The organism is Sphingobacterium spiritivorum (genome assembly GCF_016724845.1).
GTDB classification, from domain to species: domain Bacteria; phylum Bacteroidota; class Bacteroidia; order Sphingobacteriales; family Sphingobacteriaceae; genus Sphingobacterium; species Sphingobacterium spiritivorum_A.
This window is the reverse complement of the sequence record NZ_CP068082.1, coordinates 4,776,558-4,795,315: the sequence shown is the minus strand read 5'-3', so window position 1 is coordinate 4,795,315 and position 18,758 is coordinate 4,776,558. Positions and strand designations below refer to the sequence as shown.

17 protein-coding genes and 1 tRNA gene are annotated in these 18,758 nt (G+C 38.5%); 5 read left to right on the top strand and 13 right to left on the bottom strand.

The window, feature by feature from the left end:
• Positions 1-111: 111 nt before the first annotated feature.
• Complete coding sequence (locus I6J03_RS20485) at positions 112-711, bottom strand: nitroreductase family protein (protein ID WP_003005656.1); 600 nt, start codon at positions 709-711, stop codon at positions 112-114.
• Positions 712-807: 96 nt separating this feature from the next.
• Between I6J03_RS20485 and I6J03_RS20480 the strand changes: the two genes are divergently transcribed.
• From I6J03_RS20480 to I6J03_RS20470, 3 genes are all read left to right on the top strand, one after another.
• On the top strand, positions 808-1,158 hold the full coding sequence (locus I6J03_RS20480; protein WP_003005654.1) for a winged helix-turn-helix transcriptional regulator: 351 nt from the start codon (positions 808-810) through the stop codon (positions 1,156-1,158).
• Positions 1,159-1,424: 266 nt separating this feature from the next.
• On the top strand, positions 1,425-4,229 hold the full coding sequence (locus tag I6J03_RS20475; protein ID WP_201693944.1) for a bifunctional aconitate hydratase 2/2-methylisocitrate dehydratase: 2,805 nt from the start codon (positions 1,425-1,427) through the stop codon (positions 4,227-4,229).
• A gap of 28 nt (positions 4,230-4,257) precedes the next feature.
• Positions 4,258-4,725 carry a hypothetical protein gene (locus tag I6J03_RS20470; RefSeq protein ID WP_003005645.1) on the top strand — a complete coding sequence of 156 codons (468 nt, stop codon included), beginning with the start codon at positions 4,258-4,260 and terminating at the stop codon, positions 4,723-4,725.
• Between the two features lie 88 nt (positions 4,726-4,813).
• On the opposite strand, the gene I6J03_RS20465 is transcribed toward I6J03_RS20470, so the two are convergent.
• The 10 genes from I6J03_RS20465 to I6J03_RS20420 all read right to left on the bottom strand — a co-directional run bounded on the left by I6J03_RS20465 (position 4,814) and on the right by I6J03_RS20420 (position 15,888).
• Positions 4,814-5,368 (bottom strand): dihydrofolate reductase family protein, encoded by a 555-nt coding sequence (locus I6J03_RS20465; protein ID WP_039989868.1) that lies wholly within the window; start codon positions 5,366-5,368, stop codon positions 4,814-4,816.
• 97 nt (positions 5,369-5,465) lie between these two features.
• Positions 5,466-5,545 (bottom strand) — tRNA-Leu (locus I6J03_RS20460).
• A gap of 112 nt (positions 5,546-5,657) precedes the next feature.
• Positions 5,658-5,807 carry a winged helix-turn-helix transcriptional regulator gene (locus I6J03_RS20455; RefSeq protein ID WP_003005639.1) on the bottom strand — a complete coding sequence of 50 codons (150 nt, stop codon included), beginning with the start codon at positions 5,805-5,807 and terminating at the stop codon, positions 5,658-5,660.
• A gap of 32 nt (positions 5,808-5,839) precedes the next feature.
• The gene (locus tag I6J03_RS20450) at positions 5,840-7,336 is read right to left on the bottom strand and encodes a PKD-like family lipoprotein (RefSeq protein ID WP_201693943.1); all 1,497 of its coding nucleotides are present in this window, start codon (positions 7,334-7,336) and stop codon (positions 5,840-5,842) included.
• A 25-nt stretch (positions 7,337-7,361) separates the two neighbouring features.
• Positions 7,362-8,174, bottom strand: coding sequence for a DUF4843 domain-containing protein (locus I6J03_RS20445; protein WP_003005634.1), 813 nt, complete (start codon positions 8,172-8,174; stop codon positions 7,362-7,364).
• Between the two features lie 13 nt (positions 8,175-8,187).
• The gene (locus tag I6J03_RS20440; protein WP_198137102.1) at positions 8,188-9,621 is read right to left on the bottom strand and encodes a RagB/SusD family nutrient uptake outer membrane protein; all 1,434 of its coding nucleotides are present in this window, start codon (positions 9,619-9,621) and stop codon (positions 8,188-8,190) included.
• 7 nt (positions 9,622-9,628) lie between these two features.
• The gene (locus tag I6J03_RS20435) at positions 9,629-13,009 is read right to left on the bottom strand and encodes a SusC/RagA family TonB-linked outer membrane protein (RefSeq protein WP_201693942.1); all 3,381 of its coding nucleotides are present in this window, start codon (positions 13,007-13,009) and stop codon (positions 9,629-9,631) included.
• Between the two features lie 161 nt (positions 13,010-13,170).
• The gene (locus I6J03_RS20430; protein ID WP_003005626.1) at positions 13,171-14,343 is read right to left on the bottom strand and encodes a FecR family protein; all 1,173 of its coding nucleotides are present in this window, start codon (positions 14,341-14,343) and stop codon (positions 13,171-13,173) included.
• 77 nt (positions 14,344-14,420) lie between these two features.
• Complete coding sequence (locus I6J03_RS20425) at positions 14,421-15,008, bottom strand: RNA polymerase sigma factor (RefSeq protein ID WP_003005624.1); 588 nt, start codon at positions 15,006-15,008, stop codon at positions 14,421-14,423.
• 502 nt (positions 15,009-15,510) lie between these two features.
• A complete protein-coding gene (locus I6J03_RS20420; RefSeq protein WP_039989985.1) occupies positions 15,511-15,888 on the bottom strand; it encodes a winged helix-turn-helix transcriptional regulator in 378 nt (125 codons plus the stop codon).
• Between the two features lie 92 nt (positions 15,889-15,980).
• Here I6J03_RS20420 and I6J03_RS20415 point away from each other — a divergent pair, with 92 nt between their 5' ends.
• Positions 15,981-16,517 carry an NAD(P)H-dependent oxidoreductase gene (locus I6J03_RS20415; RefSeq protein WP_003005620.1) on the top strand — a complete coding sequence of 179 codons (537 nt, stop codon included), beginning with the start codon at positions 15,981-15,983 and terminating at the stop codon, positions 16,515-16,517.
• Here I6J03_RS20415 and I6J03_RS20410 read toward each other — a convergent pair.
• Complete coding sequence (locus I6J03_RS20410) at positions 16,514-16,969, bottom strand: VOC family protein (protein ID WP_003005618.1); 456 nt, start codon at positions 16,967-16,969, stop codon at positions 16,514-16,516. The genes I6J03_RS20415 and I6J03_RS20410 overlap by 4 nt on opposite strands.
• Before the next feature lie 70 nt (positions 16,970-17,039).
• On the opposite strand from I6J03_RS20410, the gene I6J03_RS20405 reads away from it, so the two are divergent.
• Positions 17,040-17,372, top strand: a complete 333-nt coding sequence (locus tag I6J03_RS20405) for a winged helix-turn-helix transcriptional regulator (protein ID WP_201693941.1) — start codon at positions 17,040-17,042, stop codon at positions 17,370-17,372.
• Between the two features lie 114 nt (positions 17,373-17,486).
• Here I6J03_RS20405 and icd read toward each other — a convergent pair whose 3' ends face one another.
• The gene (gene icd / locus I6J03_RS20400) at positions 17,487-18,749 is read right to left on the bottom strand and encodes an NADP-dependent isocitrate dehydrogenase (RefSeq protein ID WP_003005614.1); all 1,263 of its coding nucleotides are present in this window, start codon (positions 18,747-18,749) and stop codon (positions 17,487-17,489) included.
• Between the last annotated feature and the right edge of the window lie 9 nt (positions 18,750-18,758).

Sequence of the window (18,758 nt, the reverse complement as noted above, 5' to 3'; positions counted from 1 at the left end):
TTCATGCTAAAAGTTGCTATATGTAATAAGAATATTCATTATTATCACGTAGATGAAAGAATTAATGACTTTAAAGATTCCAATTTAAATCATGTTAAAATAAACAAATGATTATATAACGTGAATAATTTGTTCTGAGGGTAAGCGTAATTTGGGATTAAGTGACGGCTGATTGTTGTCTGCCGGATTTCTGTAACCGATCGCAACAGCAAAGAGTGTCTTATACCCTTCCCATTTCAGAATTTTGTCATATTCATCATTTTGAATTCCCTCCATTGGAGTACTGTCAATCTCCAGACTTGCGCAGGCAGAAAGAAAGAATCCGAGAGAAAGATATACCTGATGCTGTAGCCAGCTTTTGATTTCCTCCTCTCCTTTTGGTTTTAAAAACCGATTGTAATAGTTTACTGAGCCTTCAGGAAGATGTTCGTTAATTTGTTTTTCAAAGACTTCAGTATCATCAATAGCACTAAAGACGACCAAGTGACTGGCCTGATTAATTTTTTCTGCATTCCAGTAAGAGGCTGCAGCTAATTCACTTTTTACCCTTTCATCTGAAACAAAAGCAAACTTCCATGGCTGACTGTTGATCGAAGAAGGGCTAAGCCGTATAATGTCTTTCAATGTTTCGATTTTTTCGTCTGAAATTTTTTTAGCAGCAACATAGCTTTTAGTGGTGTATCTGCTTTCTGCAAGTTTTAGAAAAGTCATATTATTTACATTTAAATTTATACTATACTTTTTACTGTTGCAAAAATAAGTATAGTATATTATCTTTGCAATAACGGTCAAAAAAGACAGTAACAGATGTATTGTATAGACGATAAAAAATATCCCTGCAGCACCAGCCTGACAATGAAGTACATAGGCGGAAAATGGAAAGCGGTAATCCTTATTCATTTAATCGAAAAAAAGCGATATAGTGAACTGAGAAAGGAATGTAAGCTGATCACAGAAAGAACTTTAAGTCTTCAATTAAAGGAATTGGAGGAAGATGGTTTGATCATACGTACAGTTCATACAAGCAAGCCTCCTCTCAAAGTAGATTATGAGCTGACCGAATTTGGCAGAACACTTATTCCTGTCCTCAAAGCAGTTGCACAGTGGGGAAATGATACGGCGGCGGCTAATAAGCGTGTAAAAGTTTTACAGGAGTAAAGTGAAGAATTGTCAACTTCAACAGGTTGATACGTTTTTGATGTAAAGAGAATAACAGTTGTTGTTTCTTTAATATGGCTTGGGCTATAAAATAGAAACGGCTAATAACAAATGAGAAGCTGTTCTTGAGTGTGCATACAATTTCTTTGTTTATCAGGAAAGCCGGAAGCAAATTTGTAGACATACAATTTACTACTTTTTGGATAAATTGATTAAATTTGTGAGTTTAGACAACTTAAGACCCCTTCTAATACTAAAATTAATTTATGAGCAGATATAATGAATATCTAAAGCAAATTGCAGAGAGAGAAACCCAGGGACTTCACCCTTTACCGATTGATGGAGCTGAATTGATGAGCGAGGTAATCGCACAGATCAAAGATACAGGTCATGAGCATCGTGAAGATTCACTGAATTTCTTTATTTATAATGCCTTACCGGGAACGACAAGTGCTGCCCGTGTAAAGGCTCAGTTTTTAAAGGAAATTATTCTGGGAAGTTCTCAGGTAAAAGAAATTTCACCTGAATTTGCTTTTGAGCAATTATCACATATGAAGGGTGGTCCTTCTATTGAGGTCTTGCTGGATCTTGCATTAGGTGAAGACCTGGCTATCGGAAAAAGTGCTGCAGATGTACTTAAAACGCAGGTTTTTCTATATGAAGCGGATACAGAGCGTCTGGAGAAAGCGTTTGAAAGTGGAAACCCGATTGCCAAAGATATTCTTGAAAGTTATGCTAAAGCAGAATTTTACACCAAACTGCCGGATATACCGGAAGAAATTTCATTAGTGACTTTTGTTGCGGGTATAGGTGATATTTCCACAGATTTACTTTCACCGGGAAGTGATGCACACTCCCGTTCAGACCGCGAGCTTCATGGCCAGTGTATGTTTGAGCACAACAAAGAGCAGCAAAAAGAGTTGCAGGCGCTTAAAGAAAAACATCCGGATAAAAGAATAATGCTGGTTGCTGAAAAAGGTACTATGGGTGTAGGTTCTTCCAGAATGTCGGGTGTCAATAACGTGGCGCTCTGGATTGGTAAACCTGCAAGTCCGTTTATTCCATTTGTCAATATTGCACCTGTCGTGGCAGGAACAAACGGCATTTCTCCGATATTTTTGACTACTGTCGGTGTTACCGGTGGTATTGGTCTGGATCTTCAAAACTGGGTGAAAAAGTTTGATGAAAACGGTAAGCTGGTTGTTGATGCAGAAGGACAACCTGTCCTGGAGCAAACATATTCTGTCGATACAGGTACTGTTCTTACCGTCAATACAAAAACCAAAAAACTGTACAAAGACGGACAGGAAATAATGGATGTGGCTTCAGCATTTACTCCTCAAAAGATTGAATTCATGAAAGCCGGAGGATCTTATTCCATTGAATTTGGTAAAAAACTACAGACTTTTGCTGCCAAAACCTTAGGAATTGTGGCTCCGACTGTATTTGCTCCTTCCAAAGAGATTTCACATCCTGGTCAGGGTCTTACTGCAGTAGAAAAGATATTTAACAGAAATGCAGTCGGAACTTCCGGTGCAGTTTTACATGCCGGTTCTTATGTTCGTGCAAAAGTAAATATTGTCGGTTCTCAGGATACAACCGGATTGATGACTGCTCAGGAACTGGAATCTATGGCTGCAACGGTGATTTCGCCTATAGTAGATGCCGGTTATCAGTCAGGTTGTCATACGGCATCTGTCTGGGATAGTAAGTCTCAGCAAAATATTCCGAGACTGATGAGTTTTATGAACGACTTTGGTCTTATTACTGCCAGAGATCCTAAAGGTGTATATCATGCAATGACCGATGTTATACACAAGGTTCTTAATGATATTACAGTAGATGACTGGGCTATAATTATCGGTGGTGACTCACACACCCGTATGTCTAAAGGTGTCGCATTCGGTGCTGACTCGGGTACCGTAGCACTTGCATTGGCCACAGGCGAGGCTTCTATGCCTATTCCTGAATCGGTAAAAGTGACTTTCAAAGGTAAAATGAATGATCATCTGGATTTTCGTGATGTTGTGCATGCTACTCAGTTACAGATGCTGAAGGAATTTAACGGAGAAAATGTATTTCAGGGGAGAGTGATAGAAGTACATATCGGTACGTTACTTTCTGATCAGGCATTTACCTTTACAGACTGGACGGCAGAAATGAAAGCCAAGGCTTCTATCTGTATCTCTCAGCCTGATACCCTTATCGAATCTTTAGAGATTGCGAAAGACAGAATCAGGATCATGATTGAAAAAGGTATGGATAATGAAAAGCAGGTACTGAAAGGTCTGATTGATAAAGCAAATAAAAGAATTGATGAAATCAGATCTGGACAAAAACCGCCGTTAACACCTGATGAAAATGCAAAATACTTTGCAGAGTTTGTAGTTGATCTGGACATTATCGATGAACCTATGATTGCAGACCCTGACGTAAATAATGCAGATGCATCCAAGCGCTATACACATGATACTATTCGGGCGCTTTCTTATTACGGAGGCGAGAAACACGTAGACCTTGGTTTTGTTGGTTCATGTATGGTTCATAAAGGAGATATTAAGATTGTTTCGAAGATGTTGAAAAACCTGGAGGAACAATATGGAAAAGTAGAATTCCATGCTCCTTTAGTGGTAGCTGCGCCTACATATAATATCATTGATGAGCTCAAAGAAGAGGGCGATTGGGATGTATTACAAAGATATTCGGGTTTTGAATTTGATGATGCTGCACCTAAAAGTATGGCCCGTACATCATATGACAATATCCTGTACCTGGAACGTCCCGGCTGTAACCTGTGTATGGGCAATCAGGAAAAGGCTGAACAGGGTGACACTGTAATGGCAACATCTACACGTCTGTTTCAGGGACGTGTCGTAAAAGATTCTGACCGTAAAAAAGGAGAATCATTACTGGCATCTACTCCGGTAGTTGTTCTGTCCGCTATTTTTGGAAGAACTCCTACTATTGAAGAATATAAAGCTGCTGTTAAAGGTATTAAGCTAACGCAGTTTTCGCCTCCTATTAAAAAAATGACTACAGACGCCCCTGCCGCTCATCAGATTTCTTTTTAGATTTCTCGTTTATCCGGCATGAAGGTAGATGAAATACGTTTTGGGTGCGTACGGTCTCAATTGGAAGATTATCTTACAACTACTATTTTATATAAATGGTGTTGATCTCAGGGTGATAATGGAAAAGATTGAGGCTATACAGCTCATTAAATACGGCTTGCGCACCCAAAACGGTTTCTATGAAAGTATTTCCTCTTTCATAGCTTTTGAAAATCAGAATCATTTCCTGTGTAAGACTTTAGGGGACTATATTTATTCCGGCGAAAGGTATACCCTGTACGATTATGGGTACTCCGGTATTCCCGGAGATTATAGTCTGACATGCAAGATATCAATCGGATCAAAAGAGGTGATCTGGTATGATTTTAAAAACTTCTCTAAAGTTATTCCATTTGATCTAAACTACAGAGATCTAAAGTTTAGATTTTGTATTGACCAATATCTGGATGCAATCAATACTACCCAAAATAATACCGTAAAAAGTATATATTCATAAGCAATCCCCTTTCAATACCTTAATTCATTTTCAATAGCCGGATACTAGTAGCTGTGTCATGGATATTTAAGCATCAATACTGATTATTTCAAGCCTTTTCGTATCTCAGTGCTATACATCCGGAAGGGAGTGTTTTTGTTGCGGTCAGATTTAACCCTAAATTTTCAGGCAAGTGCATTTCAGTAAACAAACGTCGGCCTTCGCCGACTATGACCGGGTGAACGAGTATATGAAACTCATCGACCAGACCCAGTTCTATCAATCTGGCCGGCAGTTCAATGCCTCCGGTGGAGATGGATTTGCCGGGCTGCTGTTTCAGCTTCAGGATTTCTTCCTGCAAATCATCCTTAACAAGAGTGGTGTACTCATCATCTATTTGGTTAATCGTTCTGGAAACCAGAATACGTTTAATAGAAGCAAAAGTGCTGGCAAATGCATTTGCACTTTCATTCATGGACTGAGCATGTGCAGCCTGAGGCCAGAAAGGAACCATCAGTTCATACGTCTTTCGACCGTAAATAATCAGATCAACATCTGACAACAATTCCCTGAAATAATCATGGATATCATCGCCACCACTAAATTTATTGTGATCGCAGCAGCCATCTAAACTCACGTTTATACCATAGATAAGTTTTCTCATGAGATTAAATTTATGGAATATTACGAAGTCTGCAAAAATTCCGTAAACCAAAAAACCGTAAGTCTAAGAGATAGAACTTACGGTTTTCTTACTTCAGTACCCAGAGCCGGGATCGAACCGGCACGGTTTCCCACTAGTGTTTGAGACTAGCGCGTCTACCAATTCCGCCATCTGGGCGTTTTTTGTTTACTGTCCTCCGTTGTTTGGAGTGATGCAAAGGTAGATATTCTCCTGATATTTGCAAAATAAAAATAACTAATAATGCTAAATACACTGATTATGAAGCTAATTAATTTTCACTTTTCTCCTGCTTGTTTTGCTGTTGCCACCTCCCCCATGCTTGTAATTGTTTTATGATGGTAAGCACATCCGTCCCGATCGTTGTAAGTTCATATTCTAACCCGGGCGGTACTTCAGCATAAACAGTTCTTTGACCCATTCATTATTTTTTATTTTCTGTAGTTGAATGCTTTATCTGGTCCTATAAGTGATCGAAACTACTTTTCCTAATCCTGTAAAAGTCTCCACTTTGGTGATTTGTCCATTTATTGCGGGTACATCGTATAGATCCATAGTGCCGGAATTATCCAAATTGCTCTCATCATAGCTACAAACAATCAGTTGATTACTTATTTTACTGTATCTCTCCTGATTGATAGTAGTACCGGTATTTATAGACTGAAATTTTAATATACTTATCTTCCTGTTTCCATAGTCTGCCATTTTTTTGCTCAACTTCAACGTAAAGTCGTATTCATAAATGACTCCACCTACATTATAGAAAATATATCCATAATCGCTGTTTACAGCAAAATTTTCTGCCTGTGCTATATTGGGATCTGTAATTTCCTGTAAATAATTCAATTTGGTGTAAGTTAATCTAGCGAGGTATATCTTACTATTAGTCTTATCTTTCAAAATCGCAAAAGTTTCTCCACCGTTATATTTGGTACGGGTCATAAACAGCATTTGCTTATTCATATTGTTGAGAGCGGGAATGTTATTATAGGTGTAAAATTCGAAAGATTCAGTTGGTGACCATAAAAAACGTGAGTTTTCTTCATCAAAAGCAATTGCCTGATTATCTGAAAAGGATATAAAAGGTGCAGCCTTAAATAGTTTCCCGGAAGTACTTATCTTACTAATTCTGCTGAATTTTAAAGTCCATCCAGAATAATAAATACTACCATTTATAGTCATATAGGCTATCCAAGCCTCTCCTTCCAGTTTAGCCCCTTTATCAGTTGCTTTGTCCGGTCCGTTCATATAATTGCTAAAAGCATTGATCGGATGATAATCAAATATATCTCCACGCAAGAAACCGGCTTCTTTTGTTGTGCTGATCAGAATCTTTTCATTAGTTTGGTTTACTCCTGATCCCATTTCTTTATTGTAACAGACAAAATTTGGCAATCCGGTAAGTTTAAACCCCGATTTCATCTCTGCAAGAACATCATGTATCTGTTCATAATCATTACTGCGTATTTTGTAACTCATCATATCCAGACGGCTTTTCTGCCCGTTTATTTCTGATAACAAAAGCCACCCTTCATAAGTTCTAAGCGTTACAAAAAGTTGAAATGGATATTCTTTCCATACACCTGTTCGTTTATCTGTAATTCGGTAGAGCATATTATAGACTCCAGTCAGCAGGTCAATTTTAGAATTAAATACAGGACCTGAAGTCAGTAATTTGGGAACTATTGCTTCAGACCCTTCTTTTTTTGTAAGCAACCATTCATAGATATAATTGACTGTATCGCCAGTCGGATCCAACGAATAGCTTATTTTTGGATTGATATTAAGTATTTCTCCCCTATTTACTATATAAAGAGAATCCAGATTACTTACTATAGCCTCATTTATCTTTATATAATTATAATTACCGGTATCTTTTCTACACGACATCATAAGGGCTAATCCTAAGCCGAGCAACCCTATAAAGTATATTTTAATAAAAAATTTCATATCTGTTATTTTTTTATGGCTTTATTTATTTAAAATATTCGCCCGTAATCATTTCGGTGCCATCATCTTCTAGTACAGGAGTTCCGTTTTCCCTTTGTGCTTCCAGGTAAATATTCAATATTTGCGCAATAATTTCCACCTCAGGAACTAAATAAATGTACACTTCAGCCGGTGGAAATGGCTCTCCATATTCTTCTTCAAGCAGCATCGACAAAAGGTTTAGCTTTTTTCTTGAAAAGGGACCGTAATAATAATCGGCACCTTGTTTTTCAGATGTACTCAGATAGCCATCAGGAGGAAATAAAATATCATTGATATAGCATTTTACCCTTATTGATCTGTGCTTTTGGATAGTAGTGGGTTCAATCATGGTCTTAAAATTCTCATTTTCTTTGAGCTCCAGTGTTAGTCTGAACGTTTTATTAAGCATTTGGGTTGTTCGGTTTACCTTTATCCGGAGTGTATCTATGCTTTTACCGGCAGGAAAGATGTGCTGAGGCGTCCATTCAAAGTCCCTTCCTTTAACAGCCGTCGTATTTGCCGAATCTATTACCAGGACGTAAGGCAACGGTTGTTCTAATTGCTTTCCCGTCATTTTCAAAGGAATTTTAAGTTCAGCACTTGTTACATTATCATCCAGAAAGGAGAAAAACATTCTTACGGAGTCCACTGTTAGAGTGGCATCATAATAAGGATGATCACGCGATCTGGAGTCTTCTACCTCAAAAAACAAATTTCGTTCAGAATTATACGTAATAAGTTCTGTTTTTTTACAGGAACTAACAAGAGCCAGCAACACCAAAAGGTTGATAGCCGGACTGATTTGGATAAGTTTCATGATAGTTATTTGATTATCTGTTTTGAATTTCTGCTAACGGCAATGGTACTACATACTTTACAGCATTCATTTTTATTGTAAAGCCATCTGCACTGCCACTGGGGATACCTGTCAGGGCACGCCTTTTGAAATAGAAAAATGTTTGCCCTTCTCCCCAGAATTCTTTACGGTATTCTTTGAATAATTCAGCCGTAACATTAGCTCCCGCTTTTAAATCCGGTAGTCCCCGATTAATACGTACTGTATTCAGAAATACAATAGCTTGTGCAGGATCTGTTTCACATTCAGCAGCGATATAATAGAGTTCTGAGAGTCTTAACAAAGACTGAAAGCCACGAAAAGAAACATTTTGTTGGTTTATATCTTCATATTTTATAAAGGTTTTATATGTTTTTCCGGCACTTCCTCCATCCCGCCAGTCTACGCGGTAACGATAATCGTTCACTAATTTTTCGTATATCTCATCCAATCGCTGTGGAATAGGCGCTATTATTCGATTATCATATAGAGATACATTGAAAAAATCCCGATGCTGGTTATACATGTTTGCATTCTGGAAACCTAATATGATCTCTGAAGAAAAGCTCCTATCCGGATTTGTCGCACCAGGCATACTGGATGTTGCCGGCGACCACGGAAAGTATTTGCCGGCTTCACCGATTACCGCTTTGGCAGTTGATAAAGCTCCTTTATAATCCTTTCTGTATAATAGTACTCTGGCTTTAACTCCCATTACGGCATAATAATTAAATCTCCTGTTGCGCATACGGTAAAAATTACTTATCGCATCTGTATTTTGTAGCTCTGTAACACCTTCTTTTCTTACCGGATCATTTTTCAGTAACACCAAAGCTCTGTCCAGGTCCCTAATGACACTGTCCATCACCGCATTGGCGGGTAATAGGGACTGAATCTGGTCAGTGGGGATGGTCATATAAGGAATAGATAGTTGTAAAGAATCTGTGGTATATACCGGACCAAACAGTCTGAGCATATCAAAATGAAGATATGCCCTGATGGCATAAGCCTCACCTAATACTATATCCTTACGATTATTGTCTATAACGCCTTCCGTTTGTCTAATTTGTTCAATAAAACTATTTGCGTTCAGTATAGTCCGGTAAGCTGATTGCCAGATACTACTAAAACTGGATAAGGTAGTCGTACTTGTATAATTATAGGAAGCCAAAATTCCGGTATTCAGATTGGAATTGTAGTATTGTGCCATTATATCCAGATCCAGCATACTAAGTTGGCTCCCATATAAGGTCGATTTGGCCATATTGAGATAGATTCCATTCAGCGCAGAATTTACAGCGTTTTCGTTATCAAAAACCTGTTTCTGAAGAAAGCGATCCTCAGGGTACACATCCAGAAATTTTTTACAGGATATCATGCTTAGCAAGCAGGCTATACAGCATAGTGTAAAATATAGATTATTTTTCATATTCCTTTTAAAATGAAGCATTGATACTAAATGAAGCCGAATTGGCAAATGGATAGTTTATCCCTCTCTCTGCCCGTATATTCGAAATCCGGAAAACATTATTCATAAAAGCGGTAAGCCTCAGGCTTTGAAATTTTGCTTTTTTCAGCCATGGGCTTGTTGCCGCCTGAAATTCATACCCTGCTGAAAAGGATTCTCCGTTAAACATGTTCTCTTTCTGTACAAAGCGGGAAGATAAATCTGTTTGGGAGTTCAGCCGGATACCCTTGAACTGTACAATATCCCCGGGGACTTTCCAGCGGCTCTCCAGTGCTCTTATATCCTGATTATAGGCAATATCTTCCAAGTCCAGATTTTCTACCTTTTCATACAGGGTGCGGTTTATGATTGATGCACCAAGCCTGTACCGTACATAAGCAGCCAGAGTCAACCCTTTTAAACGTAATGTAGAGCTGATTACTCCTTCGGCCTTTGGTCGCAGACTGGCTACTATCCTTACATCATTAGGGTTATATTCAAAAGTGTATAAGCCATTTTGTTTTAAAAACAGCTCTTCACCTGTAGCAGGATCTATACCTATTGACGGAACAACCCAGATGTCATCGGGACTATTCCCATCACGATACCGGATAATGGATTTGCTCTTTTGTTGTTTCTCATTGAGTGTATTTAGCGTATTGTTGAAACCTCCGTAAGTACTTTTATAGGTACTCCCAGTTAATCCTACAGTCCATATCGTTCTTGTGCTTAAATTGTTGATAATAGAATAGCGAAAAGTTCCTTCTACGCCCTTTATAGTTAAATATCCTGTGTTTATAGGATAATTAGCGACTCCGTTTGATGCAGGTAGATCTATGGTAACAATCAGCGGATCAGTACGCTTTCTGTAGGCATTGACTGTTCCCGAAAATCTGTTGTCAAATATAGAAAAGTCAAGCCCCAGGTTACTTTGCAATGTCTTCTGCCATTTCAGTGCAGGATTACCCAGACTGTTATGGAATATTCCCTGACCAAAGAAATTAGTGTTATTCTCCAGATCATAAATAGTAGTCGAGGCAAAACTTCCAAACTGCTGATTACCTGTAGAGCCTATATTCGTTCTTAGCGTGAGCATATTGAGCCAGTTTACTTCTTTCAGAAACTGTTCTTTCTGAAGACTCCAGCCTATTCCGACTGACCAAAATGGTGAATATCTGTTCTCTGATCCGAATGCGGTTGATCCATCCAGTCTGTATGTTGCATCGACAAAATAGCGATCATTGTAAACATAATTTATACTGCCCAATGCATTTAACCATCTTATTGTAGGTGGCATTTTTACTATGGGTTTGGAATTGGTTTGATAACTGTTCGCAAAAGCAGGATTACCCTTGACTCCTGAAGGAAATCCTACAGCTATAAAACCCTTTGATGTGCCTTCGGCATGATGAATATCCCCTCTGGCATTTGCCGTAATCACATGCTTTAATCCGAAAACTTTATTATAGGAAAGCATCATATTCCCATCGTATGAGAGGGATTCTGAGTTAACCTCCGCATAGCTTCCTTTCTGAAGTGTGGGTGATCCGTCAAATTTGGTATGCTGTGGTGATACAAAATCTACTTTACTGCCAAAAGTCTTTTTCAGTTGAAATCCGCCTGAAATCCGGATAGATTTATCCAGATCCCAGTTAAACTGCAGGTAATTCTGCAAATAGGTATTTTTATTGAAATTGTATGAGTTTTGTATAGCATTGTAAAGCGGATTAGGAGCATCCATGATCATTCCCTTGAAATCTCCGGTTGTGGCTTTTTCAAAGTATCTGTCTTCATTCCCTTTCTTAAAAAAAGGGTTGATCTTAACATAGTCGCTAAAGGAACCATATTCCGATTCATTAGATTTATAACCACTAATGTAAACACGGTTAGAAATATTCAGTTTTTTGGTTCTGTAATTCAGATCGGCACGACCAGCCCAATTATTTCTTCCAGAGCCCTTCATTGCTCCATTGATATCCTGATAGTCTACACCAACTCCAAATTGAAATTCATTATTTCCTCCATTGGTGTAGATAGCATGTTTTTGTGTCAGTCCTGTACGCAGTGGTTCATTTAACCAATAGGTATTCACACCTTCTCTTACTGCTCTGAGACGATCGTTATAGCGCCTTTGCATCTCTAGTTGTATTTCTCCATATTCGTGGGTATACATGCCGGCAAGACGTTCAAACTCCAGTTTTTGTTCTGAATTCATCATATTGTAATCTCGGAGATCGGGAACTTCTACAGTATAATTGCCCGTATAGCTTATTCTCAAAGCACCTGGTTTTGGTTTGATTGTTTCAATAATGATTACTCCGTTTGCTGATCTTGATCCGTACAGTGCCGTAGAGGCTGCATCTTTTAAAATTGTTATGTTTGCGATACGGTTCATGTCCAGATCCATTACCTGCCTCAGTGTAGATTCGAAGCCATCCAGAACAAACAAAGGTTGATTTGGATCTGTAGTCAATTGATTTGTAATATCACCAAATTTATTGAGTTCAGTGTTTATACTTGTCTTTCCGCGCAGCTCAATACTGGCCAATGTATTGGGATTAGAGCCATTAAGATTATTATCAATGACCACAAAAGAGGGATCTAGTGTTCTCAATGACTGGATGACATTCTGCGTACCGATATCACGCAGCTGCTGACCTGTAAATGAAGCTGAGCTACCCGAAAAGCTCTGTTTCCTGCGCTCAAACATGCCTGTGATTACTACATCTTTCATCATCCTTTCTTCTACAGTTAATTTAATATTTAGAATCTGCTGTTTACCTATAATTATTTCCTGAGTTTTATAGCCCAGACAGGAAATAAGTAAAACATCATCCTTTTCAATGCTGTTCAGCACAAAAGCTCCGTTTTCATCCGTTTTGCATATCTTTTTTTTACCTTTTACTGTGATAGTAACATCCCGCACAGGATTACCTTCTTCGTCTACGATACGCCCTTTGATCTCCTCAAATTGCTGTTCGACAATACTTTTTATAGTGTTATCTTTTTCTTCTTTTGGAGCAATAGTAATAGTCTTCCCATATATAGTATAACCTAGAGGTTGGTGATCAAGCAACTTATCCATAACATCTTTTAAGTTCATATTGCTCACCCGAATATTGACAGGTTTAGAAGGTTTTATGGCTGAGCCTGAATAAAGGATATTATATCCGCTTTGCCGGCTTACTTCATTAAGCATGACTTTCAATGCGGCTTCTTTTCCTGATAAGGTGATTTTCTGCCCAAAAGCACTTGCAGTGACTTGGATAAAAGTGATAATGAGAATAAAAGCTATTCGTTGTGAAATGAGCAATACTTTCGGGATGCACTTCGCATTCCCCCCAGTCCGTGAGGTAAAATTTCTATACATTTAGTTCCTGGTGGTTATGCAGTGAGTGGTTTAGAAGAATAGACACACTGCTGGTTTAAATTGATTTTTTATTTTGTTTGAACGCAACAACGGATGATTAAGACATCGTCTTTGGTTCTTATTTTTTAGTAACCTTAACTTCTTTTTTGAGAAGATTTTAGCTAATTCCTTACAAAAACTTTCCCTTCTTCAAGTGAAAAATGGATCTTATTTCCAGAGGCTATTTCCAACGATTTCAACACCTCTGATAAGGGGGATGCCCGGGAAATGATTCCGCCAATGGATTCTCGGGGAATATCGTTTTGATAAATCACGTCGACATCATACCAGCGTTGCAATACACGCATTACCTGTTCAATATCATCTTCATCTTCTTCAAATACAAACTGATTATTCTTCCAGCCCACAGCCGTTGCTATATTTGCATTGCTAACTTTAAGTCCTCCATCTTTTAGGACAGATTGTTGTCCCTCTTTCAGTATCAATGTTTCTATGCCTTTTGCTGTTACGGAAATACTTCCCTCCAACAGACTGGTTTTTACTTCTTTCTCATCTGCGTAACCACTTACATTAAAATTTGTACCTAATACCTGAATATACTGCCCTGCTGTTTCTACAATGAAAGGATGTGATTTATCCTTTGTTACTTCGAAATATGCCTCACCCGTTAACTTGACTTTGCGAATACCATCATGTTGCAAAGGTTTATAGGTTAAAGAGGAAGCCGCATTGAGCCAGACTCTGGTCCCGTCAGGCAAGCTAACCTGATAGGTCCCTCCACGCGGTGTAACTATTGTCAGTGCTTTTTCGGAGACTAGATCGAGTTGTGAATCCACTGCGCTGCCATCGTTATAAGTGAGTTTATTCCTGTTGATAATTACCCCTGTCCGCATCTCACTTAAATTAATTTTTGTTCCGTTATGCATAATCAGGATTGCCGCATTCCTGCCTGAGCGGATATCATGTGATTCTGTATTTATTATGCTTGTTTCTGTATCTTGACATAGATATATAGGTATGCTCAATATGGTCATAACAGCCGCTATTGATGCTATTTGTATCCAGAATTTTCTTTTTTTATGGAATTTGGCTTCCGGTTTCTGTACAAACTGACTTAATGGATAATGTAAAATAGTATGAACCATTTCCGTCTGTTTTATCTCGTCAAGTTGTTCTTTAGTGCATGTGGAAGTATAAGCGGCTTCCAGTAAATCGCACAACTCCTGTTCATTTTCATTATTAGTGACCAGGCGATAAAATTCTTCCAGTTCTGCAGCCGAACAACTTTTATTTAAGTACTGACTTAATAAATAGGGTAATCTTTGGTTTGTCATATTTAATTTTGCATCATCACTTTGTATGCTTAATTATATAGACACCAAAAACTACAGGGGACAGTAGGTTGAAAAAATTAAAAATTCATTAGAGTGAACAAAACGGTTGATATCCCCATTTCTTTAAGCGATTTCCTGATATTTTTTAATGCTTCCTTTATATGGAAATTTACTGTAGAACAAGAGATTTCTAACTGAGCTGCCGCCTGATCATAGGTCAGACCTTGTTCATGACAAAGCTGATATACTTTTTTTTGCTGTTTAGGTAATTTATCAATTGCCTGCTGTAGTATCCATTGACTGTCTTTCAGGTCGAGTAATTCCCTTGTATTGTCATCAGGATATTCTGCGTCATCTTCAAATACTCCTGCGATGATTACAGATCTTGCAATTTTCCTGAGTACATTGAGGGAAACATTTCTTGTGATCCGGTTTAAATAGGCTTCTGCATTATGTACCTCATCTAACTTGCTTCTGCTTAGCCAAATGTTCAGAAACACATCTTGCACTACTTCTTCTGCAAGCTCTCTTGATCGGGTAAGCTTTAATGCAAAACTATATACGTGTCCACTGTGTGATTTGAGGAAAACTGCCAGGGCATGTTCATCTCCTTTTGAGATTTTGATTAGCAAATCGATTTCGTTGTATAAGAGTTTTAACGCCATATTTCTATCACAACGTAAAATATTAATACAATACTGTGTTATAATTTTCTGTTTCCCGCTTCACTCATCACAATTTCAGAACGTATTGTTTCATGGAATGGAACGGGTTATTATTTCTCTTCAGCAGCAGAGTCTTCCGTTACTCTGGGATTTTGCAGGGAGATTTAGTATGAATCAATCAGTTAGTATGCTATAATTGGTGGTAATGGGTTCACAGGCACACATCAAACATGGTCTTTTCCGTACCCGGTCTATAATTATCGTTAGCAGTTATTTATTTCGTTATTTTAGTTAATGTCCAATTTACAATTTTACACATTCAATTGCAATTTATTTTTTGATTTTTTATTTATTTATCTTCAATTTAACTATTTATTATTCAGTTAACTACCAGAATGAATATTTCATGTATTTAATCCAACTCAAATTCTTATTCTATATTTAAAAGATATTGAATAGATTAGGTTGCCAAGAGTATACTGAGATCAGAAATCTGTCAACTTCAACATTCAGATATTTTCTCTTGCTTGTTTTGCTGGTGCCGCCTCCCCCATGCTTCTAATTGTTTTATGATAGGAAGCAACTCCATCCCGATAGCTGTAAGTTCATACTCTACCCGGGGAGGTACTTCAGCATAGACTGTTCTTTTGACCAGTCCGTTTTCTTCCATTTTGCGCAATTGCAAGGTCAGCATGCGCTCTGTAATAGCCGGCATGCGTTTTTTCAGTTGTCCGAAACGAAGTTTTCCGTTTTCCAGATAGCAGCATATGGCAATGGTCCATTGTCCTCCGATAAGGTTCGCCGCATATATTTCCGGACATTCCTCTATCAAAGCTCTTTTATTTTCGTAATTAGTGGATGTTTCCTTTATTTTGGTCATACTTACATTTTTGTTAGTACCATACATTCAGATGCTAATATACCATTTTGCAGGTAGTCTGCGTAAGTTTGTGTTTTAATAAATATAATATTATGACTAAAACACTGATCATTGTTATCCATCCGGATTTAGGCAGTTCACGAATAAACAAACGATGGATGGAAGAACTAAAGAAATATCCGGAACACTATACTGTACATGATCTGTATGGCTCTTATCCTGATGAACAGATCGACATCGCACGCGAACAAGCCTTACTTTCCGGATATGATCGTATTATCTTTCAATTTTGTTTCTATTGGTTCAATTGTCCTCCCCTTTTCAAAAAATGGCTGGATGTCGTGCTGACTCATGGCTGGGCATATGGCCGGGACAGCGGTTACCAGTTGGCGGGCAAGAAGATCGCACTTGCTATCACAGCAGGTATAGACGAGCAGGATTTCAGTGCTGAAGGAAGGTATAAATACAGCTTACAAGAACTGACAGCGCCATTTGAAATTACTTTTCAATATATACATGCAGACTACCGTCCTCTTTTTGCTTTTTATGGAGCCGAACACCATGCTACGACCGAACGCTTAGAACAAAGTGTGCTTGATTATATTGAATTTATCGATCAATTAACTTAGAAAGATAGCTCTTTTATAAATTCTATGACTTCTCCATTCGGACTATATACCAGACCATTGTTTACAGTAACGCTCTTCTTTTCATTTTTAAGATTGATCTCCCAGACTTCTTTACTCAATGGTTTGGCTCCGTATGATATCGCATGCTGCATGGCTTCAGCTACGTCTTTTACCATAAAACAGATATGTAAGAGTGCATTCTCTACGTATTCTTCTTCCGGATATCTTTTGCGGCCCTGTGTCGGTATACTGGCATTCTTATCACATATTTCCAGATGACAATCCAGCCCTCTGTGATACAGCATAACACACATTTCCAGTTGAAACTCAGGAAGAGACCAGTGATGTACCTCTTCAAATCCAAACTGCTTATAAAACGTAAGGGTCTCTGTGATGTCCTGTGCTTTGATACAGACATGGTGAAAGCGGATGATATTTTCTTTTAATTCCATATTTAACCTTTTGATGAGTCAAAGTTAAATCCTAATTTGTGTCTCTAAAAGAACTTACAAAATTGTTAGTATGCGTAAAGAATCATCCGCAAATCTGGAAAATGAAACAATCCTGAGAGACTATTGTCAGGCTATGAAAACCCTGCAGCTTTTTAGTGGAAGATGGAAAATATCAATTCTGTTTGCAATACACAGCTCCGTAAAAACGTATACTGAACTCAAATCTTTGTTGCTTAATGTCAGTGATCGTATGCTGGCCAAGCAACTGAATGAATTGATTAAGGATCGCTTACTTGAAAAAGAAAAAACCAAAACGACTTCTTCTTATCGTCTTACCTCAAGGGGACGGAATATCTGTAAATTACTGGAGCAATTACGCGCATTTGAGGATGAAAAATCTTAGTGCTGCTCAGCGAAAGCCAGTCTTACAAAACTCAAATAAGCCCTCCTAAAAAAGTTCGGAGGGCTTATTTACAGAATTCCGGATACTTTGTTAATATTAAAGTTCCTTATAATATTATAATTTCTCGATAATCTTATCTGCAAATTCATTGGTTTTGACCAATGTCGCATCTGTCATCAGATTGTAGAAATCGACTGTAACTGTTTTTTCGCGTATAGTTTGTGAAAGTGCCTGCACAATTGCATCTGCAGCTTCCTGCCAGCCCATATACTCCAGCATCATGACTCCGCTTAGTATCACAGAAGAAGGATTCATCGTATTGGTATTTGCAAATCTCGGTGCAGTTCCATGTGTCGCTTCGAATACCGCATGACCTGTCGCATAATTTATATTTGCTCCGGGCGCTATACCGATTCCGCCTACAATAGCTGCTAATGCATCAGAGATGTAATCTCCATTCAGATTAAGAGTAGCTACTACAGCATAATCTCTTGGGTTCAACAGGATCTGCTGTAAAAAATTATCTGCAATGACATCTTTTATAATGATCTTACCTGCTGCTTCGGCAGCTTTTTGCTCCTCATTGGCTGCCTGTTCGCCTTTTTCAGCTTTTGTACGCTCCCACTGTCCCCAGGTGTACGTCTGGGCCGCAAACTCCTTTTCAGCTACTTCGTACCCCCAGTTTTTGAATGCACCTTCGGTATATTTCATGATATTACCCTTGTGCACCAGAGCAACAGATTTACGGTTTTGTTCAATAGCAAAATTAATGGCTGCACGGATCAGGCGTTTGGATCCTTCTTCAGAGACCAGCTTAATCCCTACACCAGTGGTATCCGAAAAATTATAGTCTACCTCAAGTTCAGTTTTTAAATAGTTCTGTATTTTATGTGCTTCCGGTGTTCCGGCTGCAAATTCGATTCCTGCATAAATATCCTCTGTATTTTCACGGAAGATAACCATGTCTACATATTCCGGATGTTTGACCGGTGATGGAACACCTTCGTACCATTTGGTCGGTCTCTGACATACATACAGATCCAGATCTTTTCGAAGAGCGACATTCAGAGAGCGTATTCCTCCACCTACAGGTGTGGTAAGCGGACCTTTGATCCCCACAAGATATTCTCTGAGGATATTGAGTGTTTCTTCAGGAAGCCATTCTCCTGTCTGCTCAAATGCTTTTTCACCGGCAAGTACTTCTTTCCACTCGATCTGTCTCTGACCTGAATATGCTTTGGCTATGGCGCTGTCAAACACACGAACTGCCGCTTTCCATATATCCGGACCGATACCATCTCCGATAATAAAGGGTATAACAGGTTTGTCCGGAACTTGTAACTGGCCTTTCGGGTCTTTAGTGATTTTACTACTCATGTGCTTTCG

Excerpts from the sequence above, each read along its gene's own strand:
- I6J03_RS20415 (WP_003005620.1), top strand. The coding sequence starts at position 15,981 with ATGACTAAAACACTGATCATTGTTATCCATCCGGATTTAGGCAGTTCA.
- I6J03_RS20465 (WP_039989868.1), bottom strand. The coding sequence starts at position 5,368 with ATGAGAAAACTTATCTATGGTATAAACGTGAGTTTAGATGGCTGCTGC.
- I6J03_RS20485 (WP_003005656.1), bottom strand. The coding sequence starts at position 711 with ATGACTTTTCTAAAACTTGCAGAAAGCAGATACACCACTAAAAGCTAT.
- I6J03_RS20445 (WP_003005634.1), bottom strand. The coding sequence starts at position 8,174 with ATGAAACTTATCCAAATCAGTCCGGCTATCAACCTTTTGGTGTTGCTG.
- I6J03_RS20410 (WP_003005618.1), bottom strand. The coding sequence starts at position 16,969 with ATGGAATTAAAAGAAAATATCATCCGCTTTCACCATGTCTGTATCAAA.
- I6J03_RS20455 (WP_003005639.1), bottom strand. The coding sequence starts at position 5,807 with ATGGGTCAAAGAACTGTTTATGCTGAAGTACCGCCCGGGTTAGAATAT.
- I6J03_RS20480 (WP_003005654.1), top strand. The coding sequence starts at position 808 with ATGTATTGTATAGACGATAAAAAATATCCCTGCAGCACCAGCCTGACA.
- I6J03_RS20405 (WP_201693941.1), top strand. The coding sequence starts at position 17,040 with ATGCGTAAAGAATCATCCGCAAATCTGGAAAATGAAACAATCCTGAGA.
- I6J03_RS20430 (WP_003005626.1), bottom strand. The coding sequence starts at position 14,343 with ATGACAAACCAAAGATTACCCTATTTATTAAGTCAGTACTTAAATAAA.
- I6J03_RS20425 (WP_003005624.1), bottom strand. The coding sequence starts at position 15,008 with ATGGCGTTAAAACTCTTATACAACGAAATCGATTTGCTAATCAAAATC.
- I6J03_RS20470 (WP_003005645.1), top strand. The coding sequence starts at position 4,258 with ATGAAATACGTTTTGGGTGCGTACGGTCTCAATTGGAAGATTATCTTA.
- I6J03_RS20475 (WP_201693944.1), top strand. The coding sequence starts at position 1,425 with ATGAGCAGATATAATGAATATCTAAAGCAAATTGCAGAGAGAGAAACC.
- I6J03_RS20450 (WP_201693943.1), bottom strand. The coding sequence starts at position 7,336 with ATGAAATTTTTTATTAAAATATACTTTATAGGGTTGCTCGGCTTAGGA.
- I6J03_RS20440 (WP_198137102.1), bottom strand. The coding sequence starts at position 9,621 with ATGAAAAATAATCTATATTTTACACTATGCTGTATAGCCTGCTTGCTA.
- I6J03_RS20435 (WP_201693942.1), bottom strand. The coding sequence starts at position 13,009 with ATGTATAGAAATTTTACCTCACGGACTGGGGGGAATGCGAAGTGCATC.
- icd (WP_003005614.1), bottom strand. The coding sequence starts at position 18,749 with ATGAGTAGTAAAATCACTAAAGACCCGAAAGGCCAGTTACAAGTTCCG.
- I6J03_RS20420 (WP_039989985.1), bottom strand. The coding sequence starts at position 15,888 with ATGACCAAAATAAAGGAAACATCCACTAATTACGAAAATAAAAGAGCT.